General features: G+C 42.4%; 12 protein-coding genes. 6 read left to right on the forward strand and 6 right to left on the reverse strand.

From position 1 onward, the window contains the following. Positions 1–18 precede the first annotated feature (18 nt). The 5 genes from ALT761_RS12675 to ALT761_RS12695 all read left to right on the forward strand — a co-directional run bounded on the left by ALT761_RS12675 (position 19) and on the right by ALT761_RS12695 (position 5,402). Positions 19–873: a hypothetical protein gene (locus ALT761_RS12675; RefSeq protein ID WP_129739181.1), complete on the forward strand. Its 855-nt coding sequence runs from the start codon at positions 19–21 to the stop codon at positions 871–873. 110 nt (positions 874–983) lie between these two features. Next, positions 984–1,604 (forward strand): OB-fold-containig protein, encoded by a 621-nt coding sequence (locus ALT761_RS12680; protein WP_129739183.1) that lies wholly within the window; start codon positions 984–986, stop codon positions 1,602–1,604. A 17-nt stretch (positions 1,605–1,621) separates the two neighbouring features. After that, entirely contained in the window at positions 1,622–3,370 is a 1,749-nt protein-coding gene (locus ALT761_RS12685) for a flotillin family protein (protein ID WP_129739185.1), read from the forward strand. 255 nt (positions 3,371–3,625) lie between these two features. Next, on the forward strand, positions 3,626–4,561 hold the full coding sequence (locus ALT761_RS12690; protein ID WP_129739187.1) for a transposase: 936 nt from the start codon (positions 3,626–3,628) through the stop codon (positions 4,559–4,561). Between the two features lie 391 nt (positions 4,562–4,952). Then, positions 4,953–5,402 carry a hypothetical protein gene (locus tag ALT761_RS12695; RefSeq protein ID WP_129739189.1) on the forward strand — a complete coding sequence of 150 codons (450 nt, stop codon included), beginning with the start codon at positions 4,953–4,955 and terminating at the stop codon, positions 5,400–5,402. Between the two features lie 136 nt (positions 5,403–5,538). Here the strand turns inward: ALT761_RS12695 and ALT761_RS12700 are convergent, their stop codons facing one another. Both ALT761_RS12700 and ALT761_RS12705 read right to left on the reverse strand, forming a co-directional pair. Then, entirely contained in the window at positions 5,539–6,999 is a 1,461-nt protein-coding gene (locus ALT761_RS12700; RefSeq protein ID WP_129739191.1) for a hypothetical protein, read from the reverse strand. Beyond that, positions 6,999–8,210 carry a hypothetical protein gene (locus ALT761_RS12705; protein WP_129739193.1) on the reverse strand — a complete coding sequence of 404 codons (1,212 nt, stop codon included), beginning with the start codon at positions 8,208–8,210 and terminating at the stop codon, positions 6,999–7,001. The genes ALT761_RS12700 and ALT761_RS12705 overlap by 1 nt, the downstream gene beginning before the upstream one ends. Positions 8,211–8,492: 282 nt before the next feature. On the opposite strand from ALT761_RS12705, the gene ALT761_RS12710 reads away from it, so the two are divergent. Further along, positions 8,493–11,432 (forward strand): AAA family ATPase, encoded by a 2,940-nt coding sequence (locus ALT761_RS12710; protein WP_129739195.1) that lies wholly within the window; start codon positions 8,493–8,495, stop codon positions 11,430–11,432. A gap of 185 nt (positions 11,433–11,617) precedes the next feature. Here ALT761_RS12710 and ALT761_RS12715 read toward each other — a convergent pair whose 3' ends face one another. From ALT761_RS12715 to ALT761_RS12730, 4 genes are all read right to left on the reverse strand, one after another. Next, positions 11,618–13,888, reverse strand: a complete 2,271-nt coding sequence (locus tag ALT761_RS12715; RefSeq protein WP_129739197.1) for a xanthine dehydrogenase family protein molybdopterin-binding subunit — start codon at positions 13,886–13,888, stop codon at positions 11,618–11,620. Then, on the reverse strand, positions 13,878–14,900 hold the full coding sequence (locus ALT761_RS12720) for an FAD binding domain-containing protein (RefSeq protein WP_129739199.1): 1,023 nt from the start codon (positions 14,898–14,900) through the stop codon (positions 13,878–13,880). Before ALT761_RS12720 ends, ALT761_RS12715 begins: the two co-directional genes overlap by 11 nt. Next, positions 14,900–15,427 (reverse strand): (2Fe-2S)-binding protein, encoded by a 528-nt coding sequence (locus tag ALT761_RS12725; RefSeq protein ID WP_129739201.1) that lies wholly within the window; start codon positions 15,425–15,427, stop codon positions 14,900–14,902. The genes ALT761_RS12720 and ALT761_RS12725 overlap by 1 nt, the downstream gene beginning before the upstream one ends. A gap of 328 nt (positions 15,428–15,755) precedes the next feature. Beyond that, entirely contained in the window at positions 15,756–17,996 is a 2,241-nt protein-coding gene (locus ALT761_RS12730; RefSeq protein ID WP_129739203.1) for a heparinase II/III domain-containing protein, read from the reverse strand. Positions 17,997–18,026 lie beyond the last annotated feature (30 nt).

Raw genomic sequence — 18,026 nt, forward strand, 5'->3', positions numbered from 1 at the left:
TTTCGGAGTTTTATATACATGAAGAACCTAGTTTTACCCTCGTTAGCTTTAGCCACGTATGTTATTTCAGCCCTACTAACTATCGCGCCTAGCCACGCAACGTCTGTTACCACGGAATTGGACACCCACTCCAGCAAGGTGGACACCCGCACAACTAGTATTCTGGATGCTAATAATCTGGCGAAGAATAATTTGGACACCCACACAAAATGCGAACTTGAAGCGGGCAACCTGAAAGCTGACTATACCGTCACTACCCGCCGCGGATTCACTCCCGGCAATAGCACGGAAATTTCGCTTTTACGCTATAACAATAAGGTTGCTCATCAGTACCCACAGGTTGGCATTACTGAAACTTGGACGATGGTGCGAAACAAGCTAATCAAGCCTGTTCGTTATTTTGATAAGCACGAACGCGCTATTGAATATCAGCCAGGCGAAAGTATTCACGGCCGAGTAGAAAAAGACTTTTCATTTCGTTATCAGTTAATTAGCAATACATTGCTAAACAAAATGACTTTAGAGCGTTCTGAAGGCAAAGGTTGTATGAGAATTGAGTATTTAACTTATCAAAATAGCAAAGTGGATATGACGCTCGCTTGGCTACCTGAGTTAAAACTAATCCAACAGTTTCGTGTTAATGAAAAGAATACTACCCGAGAGTGGTCATTAGTTTCAGTTGACGACAATGTAAACTTAGAAGCTTTTTTTGAAAGTCGTGATAAATACAAAGCTACCGATTATGCTGACATTGGCGATGATCATACCGATCCATTTTTAACCAATATGGTAAATCAAGGGTTTATAGAAGCAGGCGCTAGCGGATTTTACGACCAAAATGGGAATGCGATAGGTGAAGGTCACCGTCATTAAACTTTAGGTTTATCATATAAAACTGTCCCTAGTTTGGTCGTTTTTCACTGGATATATAAACAGAATGTGATATAAAAAGGTTAATAAAAACATCATCAGGGACGGTGTAAATGTTAGATATTTTGCTGAGCGATGCGAATTTTTGGTTTAGTATCGCGTTAGCCACGGTAGCCATTCTATTTATTATAGAAATTGTGGGGCTTGTTTTTGGCATAAGCATGGTTGGTTTGCTTGACGATATGCCTAACTCAAATATAGATGTAGAAAGTAGTTCTATTCTTAGTTTTGGGAGCTGGCTCAATTTAGATAGAGTCCCGCTACTAATATGGCTGGTGGTGCTTTTAACCATTTTCGGTTTACTTGGGTTTGTGACTAATTTTGCCACCCAATCTATTGCTAATATCACCCTCCCCGTTTGGGTAACGCTCCCTTTTTCCGCGATTGTCGGCACCTTACTCACATCGAAAGTCAGTGTGATAATAGCGGCTGTCATTCCAAAATTTCAAACTTCTGCTATTCAAAACGACGACTTTATAGGTGCGGTAGCACATATAACTATTGGGATTGCATCGAAGGGAAATCCTGCAGAAGCTAAATTCACCGATGATTATGCACAGCCCCACTATGTTTTAGTCGAACCTTTTGAAGACAATGAACTCTTCAAACAAGGTGAGCGCGTTATCCTTGTTAAGAAAACCACCCACAGCTGGTTAGCCACCCGTTATCAATAATAAATAAGAGACTGAGTATGGAAACCCTTCAAACATCAAACTTACCTTCATTGCTATTTATTGCAGGTATTATTGTAGTAGCCCTTATCACTATTGGGCTTATTTTTGCCAAACTGTACACTCGAGCGACCAAAGAAACCGCCTTTGTTAGAACTGGGCTTGGTGGTGAAAAAGTCATCAAAGATGGTGGCGCGATTGTGCTCCCTGTTGTACATGAAATTATTCCTGTCAATATGAACACACTGCGTATAGAAGTGGAAAAAACGCAGAAAGATGCGCTTATAACGAAAGACAGAATGCGCGTTGATGTTAAAGCTGACTTCTACCTACGCGTAGCGCCTAATTCAGCCGGAATTTCTATGGCTGCGCAAACTTTAGGTACGCGTACAACCCGAGCTGAAGAAGTTAAAAAACTGATGGAGTCTAAGTTTGTTGACGTGCTTCGCGCCGTGGCAGCCGAGATGACCATGACCGAAATGCATGAGCAACGTGCCGATTTCGTACAAAAAGTACAACAGAGTGTGGCTAACGATTTGGAAAAGAACGGTTTGGAGCTGGAATCAGTTAGTTTAACCGGCTTCGATCAAACTGACCTTGAATTTTTCAATGAAAACAACGCATTCGATGCTGAAGGTCGTGCTCGTCTTGCTAAAATTATTGAAGAAAAACGCAAAGAAACCAATGATATCCAGCAAGAGAATCGTATCCTTATTGAACAACGTAACTTGGCTGCTGAAAAGCAGTCTTTAGAAGTAAAGCGCGATGAAGAAGAAGCTCGCTTGATGCAGGAGCAAACCCTAGCATTTAAGCGCCAAGAGCAAAAAGCGGAAATCTCAAAGCAGCGTGAAATGAAAGAGCGTGAAGAGCGCGAAGCAGAAATTGCTAAAAATCGCGCTATCGAAGCGGCTGAAATTGAAAAGTCTCGCGAAATAGAAACCCAAGAAATTGCAAAGAGCCAAGCCCTTGAGCAAGCTCGTATTCGTCAACAGCAGGAAGTTGAAGTTGCCGAGCAAGTAAAACAAATTGCAGTTGCTAATAAGTCTGAAGAAGAATCGGCGGCTCGCGCAAAAGCTGCTGAAGCTGAGAAAACCAAAGTAGAAAAAGAAGAAGCGGTTATTACTGCTAAATTGGTGGCCGACGCAGAACGTAAGAAGCAAATTGAAGTCATTGATGCGCAAAAAGAAGCGGAACGTGATGCGGTGAACATTACTGTAGAAGCGGCTGCGAAAAAAGAAGCGGCTGAAAATACTGCTGAAGCCATTTTAACGGAAGCAAAAGCCAGCGCCGATGCGAAAATGCTACAAGCTGAAGCGGACGAGAAAGTGCTTGCCGTAGAAGCCGCAGGTAAACAAGCACTTTATGAAGCAGAAAACACACTTAAAGATGAACAGATCGAACTTCAAAAATCGCTAGCTATGATGGAAGTTTTACCTGAGCTTATCGCCCAAGCAGTTAAGCCTCTTGAGAACATCGAAGGAATTAAAATTCTTCAAGGCTACGGTCAAGGGAACGGTCAATCTGGTAGTGGCCAAACCGTTGCTACAGGTAGCGGCTTAGCAGACCAGGTTACACAAGCAGCTTTAAGTTACCGAGCGAATGCGCCTGTAGTGGACGCCATGCTCCGTGAAGTCGGTTTGGTGAACAGTGAAAGTGGCACACTTGATGACCTACTTACTGGTAAAAGCGAAATATTAACCGGTACAGCTGCTAACGCACCTGTCATAAAAGCCCCCACTCCTCCTGAACCCGATGCATTGGCGGAGTAGTATTTCGTAGCAGATAAACTAACAAAGAAGCCCCTTTTAGGGGCTTCTTTGTTTTATATTGTTAAGCTGTATTCACTTTATTGAACCAAAACTTAGACACCCACCGAATTTCATATTCGATGCCTCGCTTACAGTAGCAACTTAGGCTTGGACAACTTAGGCTTGGACAGCCACACAAACCCGCCACAAGATCAGTATATTAATATTTATTTAAACGGCACTATTGTGAAACTTATAAATCACTGAGTTTAGGCTATGCCTCGCCCTCGAAAATCGCTCATCTGCTTACAAGATACCCCTTACTACCATTGTATTTCGCGGTGCGTGCGCAGAGCGTTCCTGTGTGGTGAAGACCATTACAGCAAAAAGAGCTACGAGCATCGCCGTCAGTGGGTTGAAGCCAGGCTAATCAAACTAGGCAGCATATTCGCTATTAATGTTTGCGCCTATGCGGTGATGAGCAACCACACACACGTCGTTTTGCATGTCGACAGAGATGAAGCCTTATCGTGGACTACTCACGAAGTATTGAAACGATGGCATACGCTTCACAAAGGCACAAACTTAACCCGTCAATATATGCAAGCTAAACAGCGTAGCTTGCTTTCGGACGCTCAAATAGAATCCGTAATAGCAACTGCAAATATATATCGCCAAAGGTTGCACGATATCAGTTGGTTTATGCGGCTTTTAAATGAGTTTATTGCGCGTTTAGCAAACAAAGAAGACGAATGTACCGGACGTTTTTGGGAGGGTCGGTTTAAATCTCAATCATTACTTGATGAAGCTGCCCTGGCAGCCTGTATGGCATATGTTGATTTAAATCCGTTGCGTGTAGGTTTATCGCAAACCCCAGAGCAATCTGATTTCACTAGTATCAAAAAAAGAGTTTCTGCAGCTAAGATTGGAAAGCAACCTCAGTATTTACAACCTTTTTCAGGTAGTGGGAATGCACTTAAGGGGCTCCCTTTTCTTCTCGATGATTACCTTGAGCTCGTCGATAAATTGGGAAAAAAAATCCGTTCAGATCAAAACGGTTATATTTCCAATATTCACTCGCCTATTCTCGTTCGCACTGGTCTACAAAATATTGACTGGGAAGGTATGTGCCGAGGAATTGAAACACAGTTTTCATCGTCAATTAGTCTTTCAATAGCTATAAGGAGGCAAAAAATACTGGAAATAGCTTAACTTACTGCAGCAACCTAAAAGGCCCCCTCCCCTCAGAGCTACTCTTCTAATAGTAACCAAGCGTACGTTCAATTTTATAAAAACGCTAGATTTCAACTAATAGATACAAGCGATATACGTAATGTATCCAACCTCATTTATAAGTCGCTTTCATTAAAGAGAGGTAATGATGTTTTCTAAAAAACTTAAATAGATAAATGCCCTATATTGTTGCAGAAATATGGGTGTCTAGTTATTGAATCTTTACCTAGATGTTCGCTCTTAGATTGAAGCAAAAAGATGCTATGTACAAAATTTAACCACGATGTGAAAAAAATGTTACACTCCGTGAGTCTCTTGGAGTTTGAAGTAGGGGGCATTACTTCACTTCAATATTATCAGGAGATAATGAATGAAAATTATACTTTTAGTCCTTACGCTAATTGGCGTTTGTACAAACCTACAAGCCAAAGATCGTCTTGATGTCTATGAAGATTTTGATATTGGTACCGAGCTTGTTTCGATGACCATGGTTAAAGTCGACCCCAACATGGAAGACATGTATTTAGCTGGACTAAAGCAATCTTGGGCAAAAGCTGTCCAAATTCAAAAAGATATGGGTTACATCAAAGACTGGAAAATATACGCAAGTGAACTCCCCTTAACTGGTGACTTCAATATGCTATTGGTCGTTACCTACGAGAAACTTTCTGATTTGGAGCCCAGTAAGAAAAAATATGAAGCCTTTATGAAAAAGTGGGGGGAAGACAATCAAACTATGTCTGAAGAACTCAGCGCAGGATACCCAAAAATCCGTACCTTGACTGGGGAATATATGTTCCGTGAAATCATTTTGAAATAGTAGCATTAGACACCCACAGTCTTGATTCATTTGTAGTAAACCTAGGGTGGGTGTCTCAGTTTTAGGCTTTGCTCGACACACTGTGGATGTCTAAGGTTCGCTTACAAATTCAAAAGTCTGAACGAGACTAATACCATCAATTAGTACTTTCTACAGACTTTGCCCCCTCTTTTCCATTATCTCCAGATTTAGAGTTTGAAGCGCTGTGGCTATCTTCATATTTATTATTATAAACAGTTTGATTCAACCCGGTGACTTTTGACTTCACCCTCAGGACATCCGTTTTATTTGCGCATGTTTTAAATAAACTAATCACATCGGCTAAATCTGAAGAGTTTCCATTATCAGCACTTCCCAAATTAGAATTAAATGTGGGTGTCCCAGGTTTCTTCTCAGGTTTATTATTTCCCGAACCAGAATTTACTGTGGGTGTCTTAAGTTTGGGGTCATGAGAAAGCGGGCCATCCACTTCTGCGCCGCGTAAATAATAAAGTTGCTCTGAAAGTTTGGCTACCTCACCTTCTAGCCGCTTTTTACCACTTCGCGTATATTCCATGCTGGTTTCTTCAAGCTTAGCTTCCAAATACTTTTTGAGTAATACCCTATTTGGTAGGCTTCCTAGTACTAAACTTATCAATAGGAAACCCGTGTTATAAACCCGCGTTCGCCCTTGCACATCTACTTTGTCGTGTAGTAAGAACATGCCTAATAAAAGCCAGGCAGCGTCTGAATACTCAAGGTCATTACTGTGTACTAAGCCAAGCAGCTTTTTCAAATCAGCAGTGTATTCCATCAAAATATTTTTACTTCTTAAGTGACTAATACCTAACCCTAAGTTTTTAGAAGAAAGATTTAGTTGCTCTATGAAGTCATACATTTGAGCGTCTTCAGCCACAATACTTAACATATTATCGCGGGTATCTTGTCGCGTGAAAAAATTATCTAACTGCGTTTCTTCCGATAACAATATGCCACTGTCTAAAGGACGGGAGCGAGCAAACTCAAACAACGAACGAAAGGTAAAATCACGTGATGCTTCTTCAATAGTAGAGATAAGCGCATCAAGATTACCAATTAAGTTGCTCAATACTTCAGGTGAAAGCTCTAGAGATTTTGGCGGCGGTTTATGACCGTGATAATTCGATAGATGCTCAGGCAATTCAAACAGAATGTCTTCAGACTCAAGTAAAACCGCAGTACACGCGCGTTTAGCCTCGTAAATAGAGCGAGTGACCTTTGAATTAATATCGGAAATCTTCTCAACCGAGCTATTCAAGTGAATAATTTCTTCTCGAATTGAGTCATTCTGTTGAATATTGGTAGCTAAGCCCGCAATTCGAATTGCGACTAAAGCCCCGGCAAAACCCAATGCCCAGCCGCCTAGCGCATCAAATAATCCCGTATTTTCTTGAGTGAGTCGCGAAGGCAGAAGATCTTCAGGTAGCAAGTTCCACTTAAGAGTTAACCAAAAGAAAACTAAACTAATAAACCCGAACAGAATGGTAAATAGCGTCAACTGGCTAACATGTGCCTCATCAAGCCATTCGAAAAAATGCTTAAACAGGCTCTTTGATTTTGAAGGTGATGTGTTAGCCATCAAATGCCCTCCAGCGGAGAATTCTCACTGCTATTCCCTTTTCCCCCAGTATCACTAGAACCTTGATCGTCACTACTACCTTCAGCGCTTTTAAGTTCCTCTAATGCCCGCTGCAATTGACTACGTTTTTCTTCACTTAGCCCGACTAGGTCGGTTTCAAACTGTCGCACCCATTTTTTCGCTTCAATATTTTGTTGGTAGTCAGATATCTTTCCATCAATACGCTTTTGAGCATCTTCAGGCGCATGTAGCAGGTCATCGAACATTTCATCAAAGGTCTCTTCCGTAAACTGGATCATGAATCCAACAATACGTTCGACCTGTGTATGATGTAATACGCCTTTCGCCAAAGGTATATCAATAGATATTTTTAGTTCGCCATCCGACGGGTCAAGCGACATAGAGAGAAACTTATACTCAAACTGATACCATGCAATCACTGAGGCAATAAGTGAATACGGTGTTTTGGCAAAGTCGAACTTGTACATCATCGGCGTTTGGAAACGAACTAAGTCATCGTTCCCGTAATTGATGTTAATTAGCAGTAGGCTCTTTCCATCATGGTCAGAGTACTTATCCAAATTCATGCCTAATTCGATAGATTGCCTTTCGCTGTTATCTCTAAATTTCCATTCCTTTCTTTCAAGGAATTGAATAATCGCTTCTTTCGGTGATACGTCTTCACCTTGGCTTATATCAGTATCTGACGGCGCACTCTCAGTTACCTCATCACTTGATGCTGAACTACCCCCAGCAGTTGACTCAGTGTCGTCAGTATCAGCATCGCTATCATCTGCTGATACTAGTTCAATAGCCTGCTTTACCGCGCCCTTAAGCATTTGTTCTAAACGCCCAACAATACCTTCGAAGTTTTCGGAAAATTGGTCGAAGCTAACCTCGGACACATCACAAAATACACTGAAGCCTTTGCTATCAATAAGCGTGTGAAAAGGACCGTCACTATTTAGGTAATCATCGCCACCATTTTTGGCAAGAACCGCTTGAGCCACATTTTGAAGGCTTTCTTCACTGTGTAAATGCAAGCGTATGCTGGTGTCATCTTCTCGCTCAGAGATATCTAACGTATAAGGTAATGAAGAATTATTATCAGCTTTTATAATCGAGATGGGAGTAGATGATGATAACTTCCAATCATTTTGTTGTTCGACAAAATCAGCGATGAGCGCTGAAATCCCTTTAATTAAATCCATGGCGACACCTTAAAACGTTTTGAGCTACAAAGAATTTGAGTCTTTTCAAAATCACAATATGAAGTATAAATTATTGACTTTCAAGCTGTTTAGTTATTTCATTGTATAATCGCAAGATGATAAACATACCGAACTATCAGGCTTAAGATAGAATAATAACGCATCCAATTCGTAGTCTAGAAAACGGCGTTTTTCGCCGTATTAGTGTGTTGGCAAAGCAAGAAAACCAGCAGCGAACAGATAACCTGTATAGCAGTAATCAAATACAAAGGAAGTTTACTGGTGAAGACCCTATTACTCACGGCAAAATATATTGCCGTTGAATTGCGCGCTAAACACATTGAACTTGCCTATATTCAAGCCGCCGCTGAATGCCTTAACGACTTGAATACCGATAAAGCGAAAGTCGTAAAACAAATATTAAATAAAAACTTATCCCCTAGGCTGCATTTTGATCTTGCACAACAATTCAAAGATGATGTGACGGTAGAAAAACTAAATACAGTAGAAGCTCTGCCTATGGTGCCTTTTACCGATGAAGTCACTAAAACTATCGAAACCATTCTTGATTCGCCTGCTTTTAAGGGTGGTAACCTACTTGATAAGATTTTTGAGATCCCTAAAACTCACGAACCCACAATCGTTAAGCGCCTCAGTAAATTTGAAGCGTTAAAGAATAAGCTCACTCAAGAAGTATTTGGGCAAGATATTGCCATTGAGGCTTTAATCGATAGTTTGGTAAAAAACGATTGGCAGAACACAGCGCAACGTCCAAAAGGTATTTTTCTTTTCTTAGGCCCACCGGCAACCGGAAAAACTTATTTAGCTGAGCGTTTTGCTCACCATATCGACGATGATTACGGCTATAAGTTGTTTGATATGGCTCAGTATACTAACGCAAATGAAGCATTTGGCTTGGTGGGCGGTAAAAAGACGTACGATGATTCAGAGCCAGGTCGTTTAACCCAGTTTGTTAGAAAACATCCAAAGTCGGTTATCGTGCTAGATGAATTCGAAAAAGCTCACAGCCAAGTATTGCTTAGTATACTGCAGCTTTTTTCAACCGGCTTTCTAACCGATGAACATACCGAAGAAGCGATTGATTTTAGAAACACCATTGTTATTTTAACGTCTAATTTAGGCACCCAACTTTATAATAACGAGGCGTTTCTCTCCCAATTTGAAAAGCAACCTAATCAAGGGCAAAAGGCTTTGATAAGCCATCTTGCGAAAGAGACCAAACTCGAGCGTGAACGAGAAGTTAAAGCTATACCAAGTGAGTTACTTTCAAGACTTTCACAAGGTAGCATTCTTTTATTTAACCGCCTTTCGCTCGATAAACTTACCGATATTGCTCGGGTACAAATCAAACAAGATATTGAAGCCTTTTCACAGCAGTATGAGCTCACTTATACCCCACCAAGCGAACAAGTGTGCCAATTACTGTTACTGCACTTTGCTCCATTGTTTGATGTTCGCGATATAAAATCGAGTATTTCCCATTTAATTATCGACCCGCTCACCGACTTTTTCCGCCAAGCTTCTTCAAATAGTGCAAATGAAGGGTTAGCGGCTAACAAACTAAGAACGGATATATCAGTAGCGGTAAAGTTGAGTGATAGCGCACTGCAATTTTTATCTGAAAACGATGATATTAAGCACCCTAGAAGGCTAGCGCTTAAACACCAAACGATTAATTTTGATGTGGGTGTCTTAGCCGTTCTACCTAATGAAGACGGGTCAAATAGCCCTACTGGTGTGGGTGTCCTAGATAACTCCCTAGATAATTCGAAAGTCAGTTCGGGTGAATCTAATGCTCTAAAGCAAACGCAGCGGTTGGTAGTGACTATCGATGCGCCTCAAGTAAACCAGATTGTGTTTACCGAAGATGTAGGAGTAAGCGGTGGTATTAATATGGACTTCCCCAATATCGCGTTTTCAGATATTGCGGGGCATAAGTACATAAAATCTAGACTTGGCGAAGTAGCCAGCTTGCTTAAACAGCGAAACACGCTTACCGAACTCGGTGTTTCTATGCCCGCGGGCATGTTGCTTTACGGCCCACCAGGCACGGGGAAAACCATGCTTGCTAAAGCCTTCGCACATGAAGCGTCGTTACCATTTATTGCTTGCTCTGGCACAGATATATTGTCGGAGTCTTTTATATCCAGCATTTTCGAGCGCGCCCGTAAATACGCGCCGTGTATAATATTTATCGATGAAATTGATGCGCTGCCTAGCCGAGGTACCATGGGTCCACATGCCGACGCATTAGTTAATAGATTACTGGTTGAAATTGATGGTTTTGCTTCTTCAAAAGACGAAATTTTTATTATTGGCGCTACTAACCTTAAAGATAAGCTCGACCCGGCTCTTACACGCTCAGGCAGATTAGATTTGAATTTTGAGGTACCCTCGCCTGATAAAGCCGCACGAAAATGGTTACTGTCTGAGCTACTGTCTCATTCATTATATGATGACGGCATTGATGTTGACGCGCTGCTATTGCCAACAACCGGCCTTACCGGTGCCGATTTAAACAAAATTCATCGTGAAGCGGTACTTACTGCTATTCGCAACAAGGTAGAAACCATCACCCTCACCATGTTGCTAGAAGAAATCAATACCATTAAATACGGTGCAAAAAGTGTAGTTAACAACAAAAATAACGACAAGGACCGCTTGCGCGAAACGGCCATCCACGAAGCCGGTCACGCGGTAATTTCAAAGTTGCTCATGCCAGAGCGCAACATTGAACAGGTTAGTATTATTGCCAGAGAGCGAGCGCTTGGCATGGTGTCTTATGAGGCTGGGCAAGAGTTAAAGCAAACTAGGGCACACTGGGAAGCGTTGACGTGCGTGGCGCTGGCTGGCCGTACTGCCCAAGTTGAATATAGCGGTGAACTCGGTATCGATACCGGCGCTAGCAGCGACTTAACCCAAGCCACTCACTACGCATGGATTGCTATCACTAGATTTGGGATGCACCCAAATTTGTATAATCTAGACATGAATTATCTATACAAGCAATCGAATACAGCGCTATTTGAAAGCGACATTGAACAAGCAATACAAGAATGGATTGGTGAAGCTACAGACAAAACCAGTGTATTAGTCACTAAGTACTGGCAAGATATTATGAAGTTAGCCGATGCGCTCATCGAACATGAAACCATTGATGAAGCACAGATGATGGCGTTACTTGAAGCACCATCATCATAGACTTTTTTAATCTAACTCGCATAGGCTTACTTACGACTACTACTTTAAAACGTATACTCAGGCGCTTTCGCATAAAACTACTATATTGAAGCGATAACGCCAGAAACGAGTGCTTGTTATTATTTGTGCTAGCTCATACACATTTCAGGCACTGGTTTACAGGACAGACATACGCAAGCCTAAAATTAACTGTGCCGCTGACTCTTCAAACCTTCCATCACCTTATCCATTGTGACCGGAAATTCCCGGATTCGCACGCCTGTTGCATCTGTAATCGCATTGGCAATAGCTGCTCCAGCGCCTGTAATACCAAGTTCACCAATACCTTTGGCGCCAATAGGAGATGCTTCATAATCTGGCGTTTCTAGGAAATCTAACGTGACCTCAGCAATATCGCGGTTTACCGCAATATGATATTCACCGAAGTCAGGATTAATAAAACTGGCCGAATCTGTGTGATGATGAATGGCTTCAGTAAGTGCATACCCTGCCCCCCATACCATCCCGCCTTTAATTTGCGAAGACGCCGTTTTTTCATTAAGTATTTTACCTGCTGAAAAAATGCCATATTGCCTTTTCAGTCGCACTTCACCTGTGTGGGTGTCCACTTCAACTTCAACGAAATGCGCGCCACAAGAATACTGCTCGTCTTCACTTGTGTCGTCTTCGCTAACTTCACCTATTTCAGTTAACGGAAATTCGCTTTCGTCGATAAGATCACTTAAAAGAAAACGCTGCGGCTCACTAGTATTAGCGTGGGTGTCCAGATTTGTTTTACTGTGGGTGTCCACATCGTTTTCATAAACCACCAGCGTGTTGCCTTCTAACACCAACTCGCATTCCGAATTGGGATTTACCAACTTTTGTTTGAGTGCTTTCTTCAACGATTGCTTCAACAACTCGCAGGCCTTCATTAATGCTGAGCCTGTGCTGGCTGCGCCGAAAGAGCCCCCAGAACCACAGGATGGTGGCAAGCTGCTATCACCAAGTTGTACATCTACACTATCAAGCTGTGAATGGAATGCGCCCGCCGCTATCTGCGCCAATATTGTGTAAGATCCCGTTCCGATATCTGTCATATCCGAACGCACAGTAAGCTTTCCGTTGCTGTCGAGGCTTATGCTGGCTGCACTGGGTACCAGAACGTTCATACGCATAGCACTCGCTACACCGTGGCCTATTAATTTCCCAGGCTTGGGCGCTGGTTTATGTTGCCACCCAAACTTCTGTGCCCCTTCTTGCAAGCAATCTCCCAACCTGTGGGTGGTAAACCGCTTACCACTTACTGGATGAACTTGGGGTAAGTTTTTAATTCGAAAGGTAAGCGGATCTATCCCCGCTTTTAGGGCTAATTCATCGATGGCCGACTCAAACGCAAGTGAACCGATGGCATCGCCAGGAGAGCGCGTCGAATCGATAAGTGGTATATCTGCATCTTTAATTCGGTGCGTGCTTTTAATATGCTCCGCACGATAGGTTACCCGCGCAACAGCACCCGTAGCCTCGGCAAACGCGTAACCTTTTGCTCTTGGCATAGCACTATGATGCTGAATATCACCTATCAGACCATCACTATCGCAACTTAAATGCATCTGCTGAAAGCTATTTCCCCTATGGGGCGAGTTATAGAATACCTGCCGCCTGCTTAGTACAATCTTTACTGGTCGTTTCAGATATCGCGCGCCTAAACAAGCTAGTACAGCATCGTAATGCAAACCTAACTTTGAACCAAAACCTCCCCCAACATAGGGGCTTTTCACCTCAATGTTCTGTTCATCTAATTCGAAAGTTACGGCTAACGCCTCTACTGCCGATGCAATAATTTGCACACTGGTGTACACCGTAAGTTTGTCACCATCAAAATTAGCGATGGTGGCATGTGGCTCCATGGCCGCGGATATTTGAGAAGGTGTGGTATAGTCAGCCTCTATCCCCACAGCCTTTTTATCATGGTCTGTATTTCCACTTTCGACATCAGCTTCAAATCCGCCATCAAGGGAATCAGGCACGGTAGTAGCCTGCTCTGAAGATAGAAGCAAATCTGGACTTTTAGCATCAATCGTATACTCAACCAAACTCGCAGCATAACGCGCTTGTTCTAACGTATCGGCAATGACTAAAGCAACTGGCGCACCAAAGTGACGAATATGAGGCTCGTTTAGTACCGCCCTACTTTGCGTAAAACGGCTTTCGCTCGCAGGCTTACTGAATGGTTTTAGCGGTCCAGCATTTTTATAAGTCAGAACAGCATGCACGCCCTCTGCCTTTTCAGCTTTCTCTGCTGATAAATGGGTAATTTCTCCTATCGCAGTGTCGGAAGCTACCAGCCACCCTACTAACGCTTTTTCATCGAACTGCTGCTCGGCCGCATACCGTGCGTGTCCAGTTACTTTTAAAACACCGTCAACGCGATTTATGGGCTTACCTAATACATTCTTTGCAGTATCAATTTTCATGTAGCGCTCCTTCGTAATCTTCATTTTCACGCTGATGTTCATAAAGTGAATTCAGCACGCTTTTGAATGTATTGCGGAGTAAATCAGGTTTGAAATTATTACTGCCATATACCTTCGCATCGGCTAACTCTGCGTCAATCGCAAGGTCTAGTACTTCGTCTGAAAATTCAGTGCCAACCAGCAATTTTATAGCAGAAGCCGGGTACCAAGGCTTGGTGCCTACTCCACCAAACGCTAATGTCAGCTTTTCAATTGTATCGTTTTTTAAAACAAGCCCTGCCGCAACTGATACAAGCGCGAAGGCATAGGAAGAACGGTCACGCACCTTACGATAATACTGTGTGCCATTGCACTGTTTAGGAATAATAACGGCACTAATGACTTCATCGTCTTTTAATACATTTTCAACATGAGGCGTGCTGCCAGGTTCACAGTAAAAATCGCGGAGCGGAATTTCTCGTATTCCGTCAGAGTGACCGTTTAACACTACCCGCGCATTCAGGGCCATCATGGCCACCGCCATATCAGATGGGTGAGTGGCAATGCAATCTTCGCTAGTGCCTAAAATGGCATGAATACGGTTCATGCTCGTCAGTGCAGCGCAGCCCGAGCCCGGTTGTCGTTTATTGCAGGCTTTAGTCGTGTCATAAAAATAGTAGCACCGCGTGCGCTGCAATAAGTTTCCGCCGGTTGTGGCTCTATTTCGAAGCTGTACCGTGGCGCCGCTTAATAACGCTTGAGACAACAAAGAAAGTGATGGTTTTTGATATGCATAATTGGCAAGTGTGGTGTTGGTAACCATGGCACCAATGCGAAAATGATCACTTTCTTCGGTAATACTTTGTTCATCTTCCCATTGGCTTAAATTAATCAACTGTGAAGGGGTTTCAACTTGAAGTTTCATCAAGTCGATAAGGTTAGTACCCCCAGCAATATACTTAGCGCCGTCTTCAGTTGATAGACCCGTAATATCTTGAGTGTGTTTTATATGCTGTACGCTGAACGGATTCATTATTGTGGCTCCAAAGCAATAACATCTTGTATTGCATCGACAATATTGGGATAAGCGCCACAGCGACATAAATTACCGCTCATTCTTTCGCTAATATCTTCTTTTTGTGAGTAATCAGAGCTACAAGTTACCGCACTGGGGTTCTTTGCCGCTAGTTCACCCAGTAGCGCCACGCCCGAGCATATTTGTCCAGATGTGCAATAGCCGCACTGAAACGCATCTCGCTCCACAAAAGCTTTCTGTAGTGGGTGTAATTGGACCTCACCATCACTACTTTTTGTAGCGCTAGTTTTCTTAGCAATACCCTCAATTGTGGTAACCGATTTACCTTCAAGCTGAAACGCGAAAACCAAACACGCATTTACTCGCTCTCCGTCAACTAATACGGTACAGGCACCGCATTGGCCGTGATCGCAGCCTTTTTTGGCGCCAAACATAGAGAGGTGTTGATGCAAAAAATCGAGTAGCGTGGTTCTTGGATCTTCTGGGAGGGGATAAGCTTCTTCATTTACAAAAAGAGTGGACATGGCGTTTTCCTATACCGTACAGCTATCAATCCATTACTGCTCAGGAGTTAGCTGAATATTTGTCATTCACCTTTTCACTACGCCTCCTCTTTATGTTTGGTTCAGCATTAAATGTTGCGGTTAAAAAAAAGAAAAACCGCACGCTCTTTAGGTTGCCCTTAACATATGAATGTAAACGACAACTATCGGAGTTTGTGCGGCTTTAGTTACACTGCGCATTTCGTTACGCAAAGCATTGCTATTTAAAAACAGCGTTCACATACACTTTCCATGAACCTGTCATTACCATGCTTTGATTTTATGCCATAATTTCTATAGCGAGACCAAATTACTGGTACAAGTAAGGGCCCGTCCAGCTATACTTTTCACCGTTTATTTTCACACTATGTTTGGCGCTTTTCGACGCATCTTCATTAGAGATAATAAACACTTGCTCAGTACCTTTAACGTCGGTAATTTTAATACCTGTATAGGCTTCGCTATCAAGCACCACACTCAAGTCAGTAATACTACTTTTTGAGTTCTGTGATGATTCACTAACTGGGCTATAAGACCCATGAGGCTCTACTACCGATACGAACAGGGTATCCTGTGTATCACTTCTACGAAGCATAATCGCAGGATCACGTCGTAAGTTAAACTCAGGGTCGCTAGCGCCTATACGGGTAAAAAACACTTCATCTTCACTGTTAGTGATAGAAGTAATGGTGTAATACTTACCATTACTCAACCACGAAAACTGAGTGTTGTGGTCTGCCGCATCACCTTTTCCTTCAACGTATAAATGTTGATAGCCATTATCATCACCTAACGGATTTAGGCTCGTTGGCGTATCGTATTTGAAGTTCATATCTAATACTTGGCCAAAATAGTAGAACGGAAAGTCATACTGATTTTTCTTATCTGACTCAATCCGCATAATGTCTAACACGAACGGCTTTTCGAAGTTGTCGTTAGCGATCATAGCCATAGTGCGGTGCATCAAGGTACCAGGGTATGCATTTTCTTCTGTCGCACTTACCACTTTGATATCTTCGCGCTCTGCATCAAAAGTAAATAACTCAGAATGATGCTGACTCGCTATATCGTAATCGCCGTTAAAATGTTTCTTCTGATTTATCGACAAAGTGTTATGCGCGATGGTGGTTTTCGCCCAGGTTTTATTCTCTTTTAAGTAATTACCGCCACCTTTTTGCTCAATATTTACAAAACGCGCTAAACCGTAGTCTTGTAATACTTCCTCGCCTTTTTCATACATTGAAAAAGAAAGTTTGTCGTAATGGCCATGACTTAAGCCTTGGGCCGCATACTTAAACACCAAGGTCATATCTTCATCACCTTGGCGCAATACACCTATGCCACCTTGCTTGCCATTCACGCCGTCACTTAAGTTCACTGATTGCTTGATAAAAGGTTCAGCCTTACCATCGCGAACGTCAATTGCCGCTTGTAGCCCTGATTCTTGCAATAACACTTCGCCTTGTTTTTCAACAACGCTAAGCAGTTGTGGATTCTTATCACCGTAGAAATAAGCTAAATCCACCGCACTTACCAAAGAGCTCTTGTAATAAGACATCCCTTTTTGGGCATCATTAATTGGGAAGAATTCACCATCAGCATCAGACAAATTAAGAAGCGCGTTTACGCCTTTCAATAACACGTTGTCTTTATGTTGAAGTACTTTTAAGTCTGGACGGCTGTTATCCATTGCCAAAGCAAAAATAAGGAAAGGATACATTGCATAGCGTTGGTAATATGGTCCTTCGGTATAATAGCCATCGGGCGAGAAAGGTTCTTCTAGGTTAGCAAAGAAGCCTTTGCGCTGACCTTCTACCTTAATTGTGCCACCGTCGTTATCTTTACCGCCTACTTCTAAACCATCATCTTCAATACCATACAAGGCACGCTGAATAAGTTCTTCGTCGTTCATGACTAGGCCAATCATACCGACCGCCGCGATGCCCCACGTGCTATGGTTGTGAACGCGATTGAAAAACTGCGGGTTCTCTAGTGAGATAAAATCAGCGAACGGACGGAACAAATTCGTTTCTAGCGTTTCCCGTTCTTCAGCAGAAAGATAATCATAAATGGCATCATAAGCTTGGCTCATGTAAACCAACCAGTTACTGTCGTTTAAGCACTGCCAAAACAATTTACCACGTGAGTACGAGCGTTCTTGAGGGTGTAGCGGTAAATCTTTATACATGGCTTCATACTGAAACAACATATCGCGAATGTATTTTGCGTATTTTTCGTCGTTCAATACCTGATACAACACACCGGCTTTTTGAGCTACAAAGAAGTTTTGCTTGTGGCGTTGATGGGTATAACCGCCTGAAAAGTCTTTAGGGATAGGCGTATCAATTCCCATAGCAATTTCTGCATCTACTTCCTGTTTAACACTTGATAATGTTGTGTCAAACAGGGGAACTTGGCCTAAATTGTCTCTCATTCTTTCCACACCAGGTTTAGTAAGAATAAGATTAGGATGTTCTTTTGCTTGCAGGGTAAAAGGCGACATAGTTATGCCCACCGTTAATAACGTAAGGGTAAATTTTTTTATATTCATATTATAAGTTCCGTTTTTAACACTTCGCCT

Origin of the sequence: Alteromonas sp. 76-1, assembly GCF_900654235.1 — a bacterium.
GTDB classification, from domain to species: domain Bacteria; phylum Pseudomonadota; class Gammaproteobacteria; order Enterobacterales; family Alteromonadaceae; genus Alteromonas; species Alteromonas naphthalenivorans.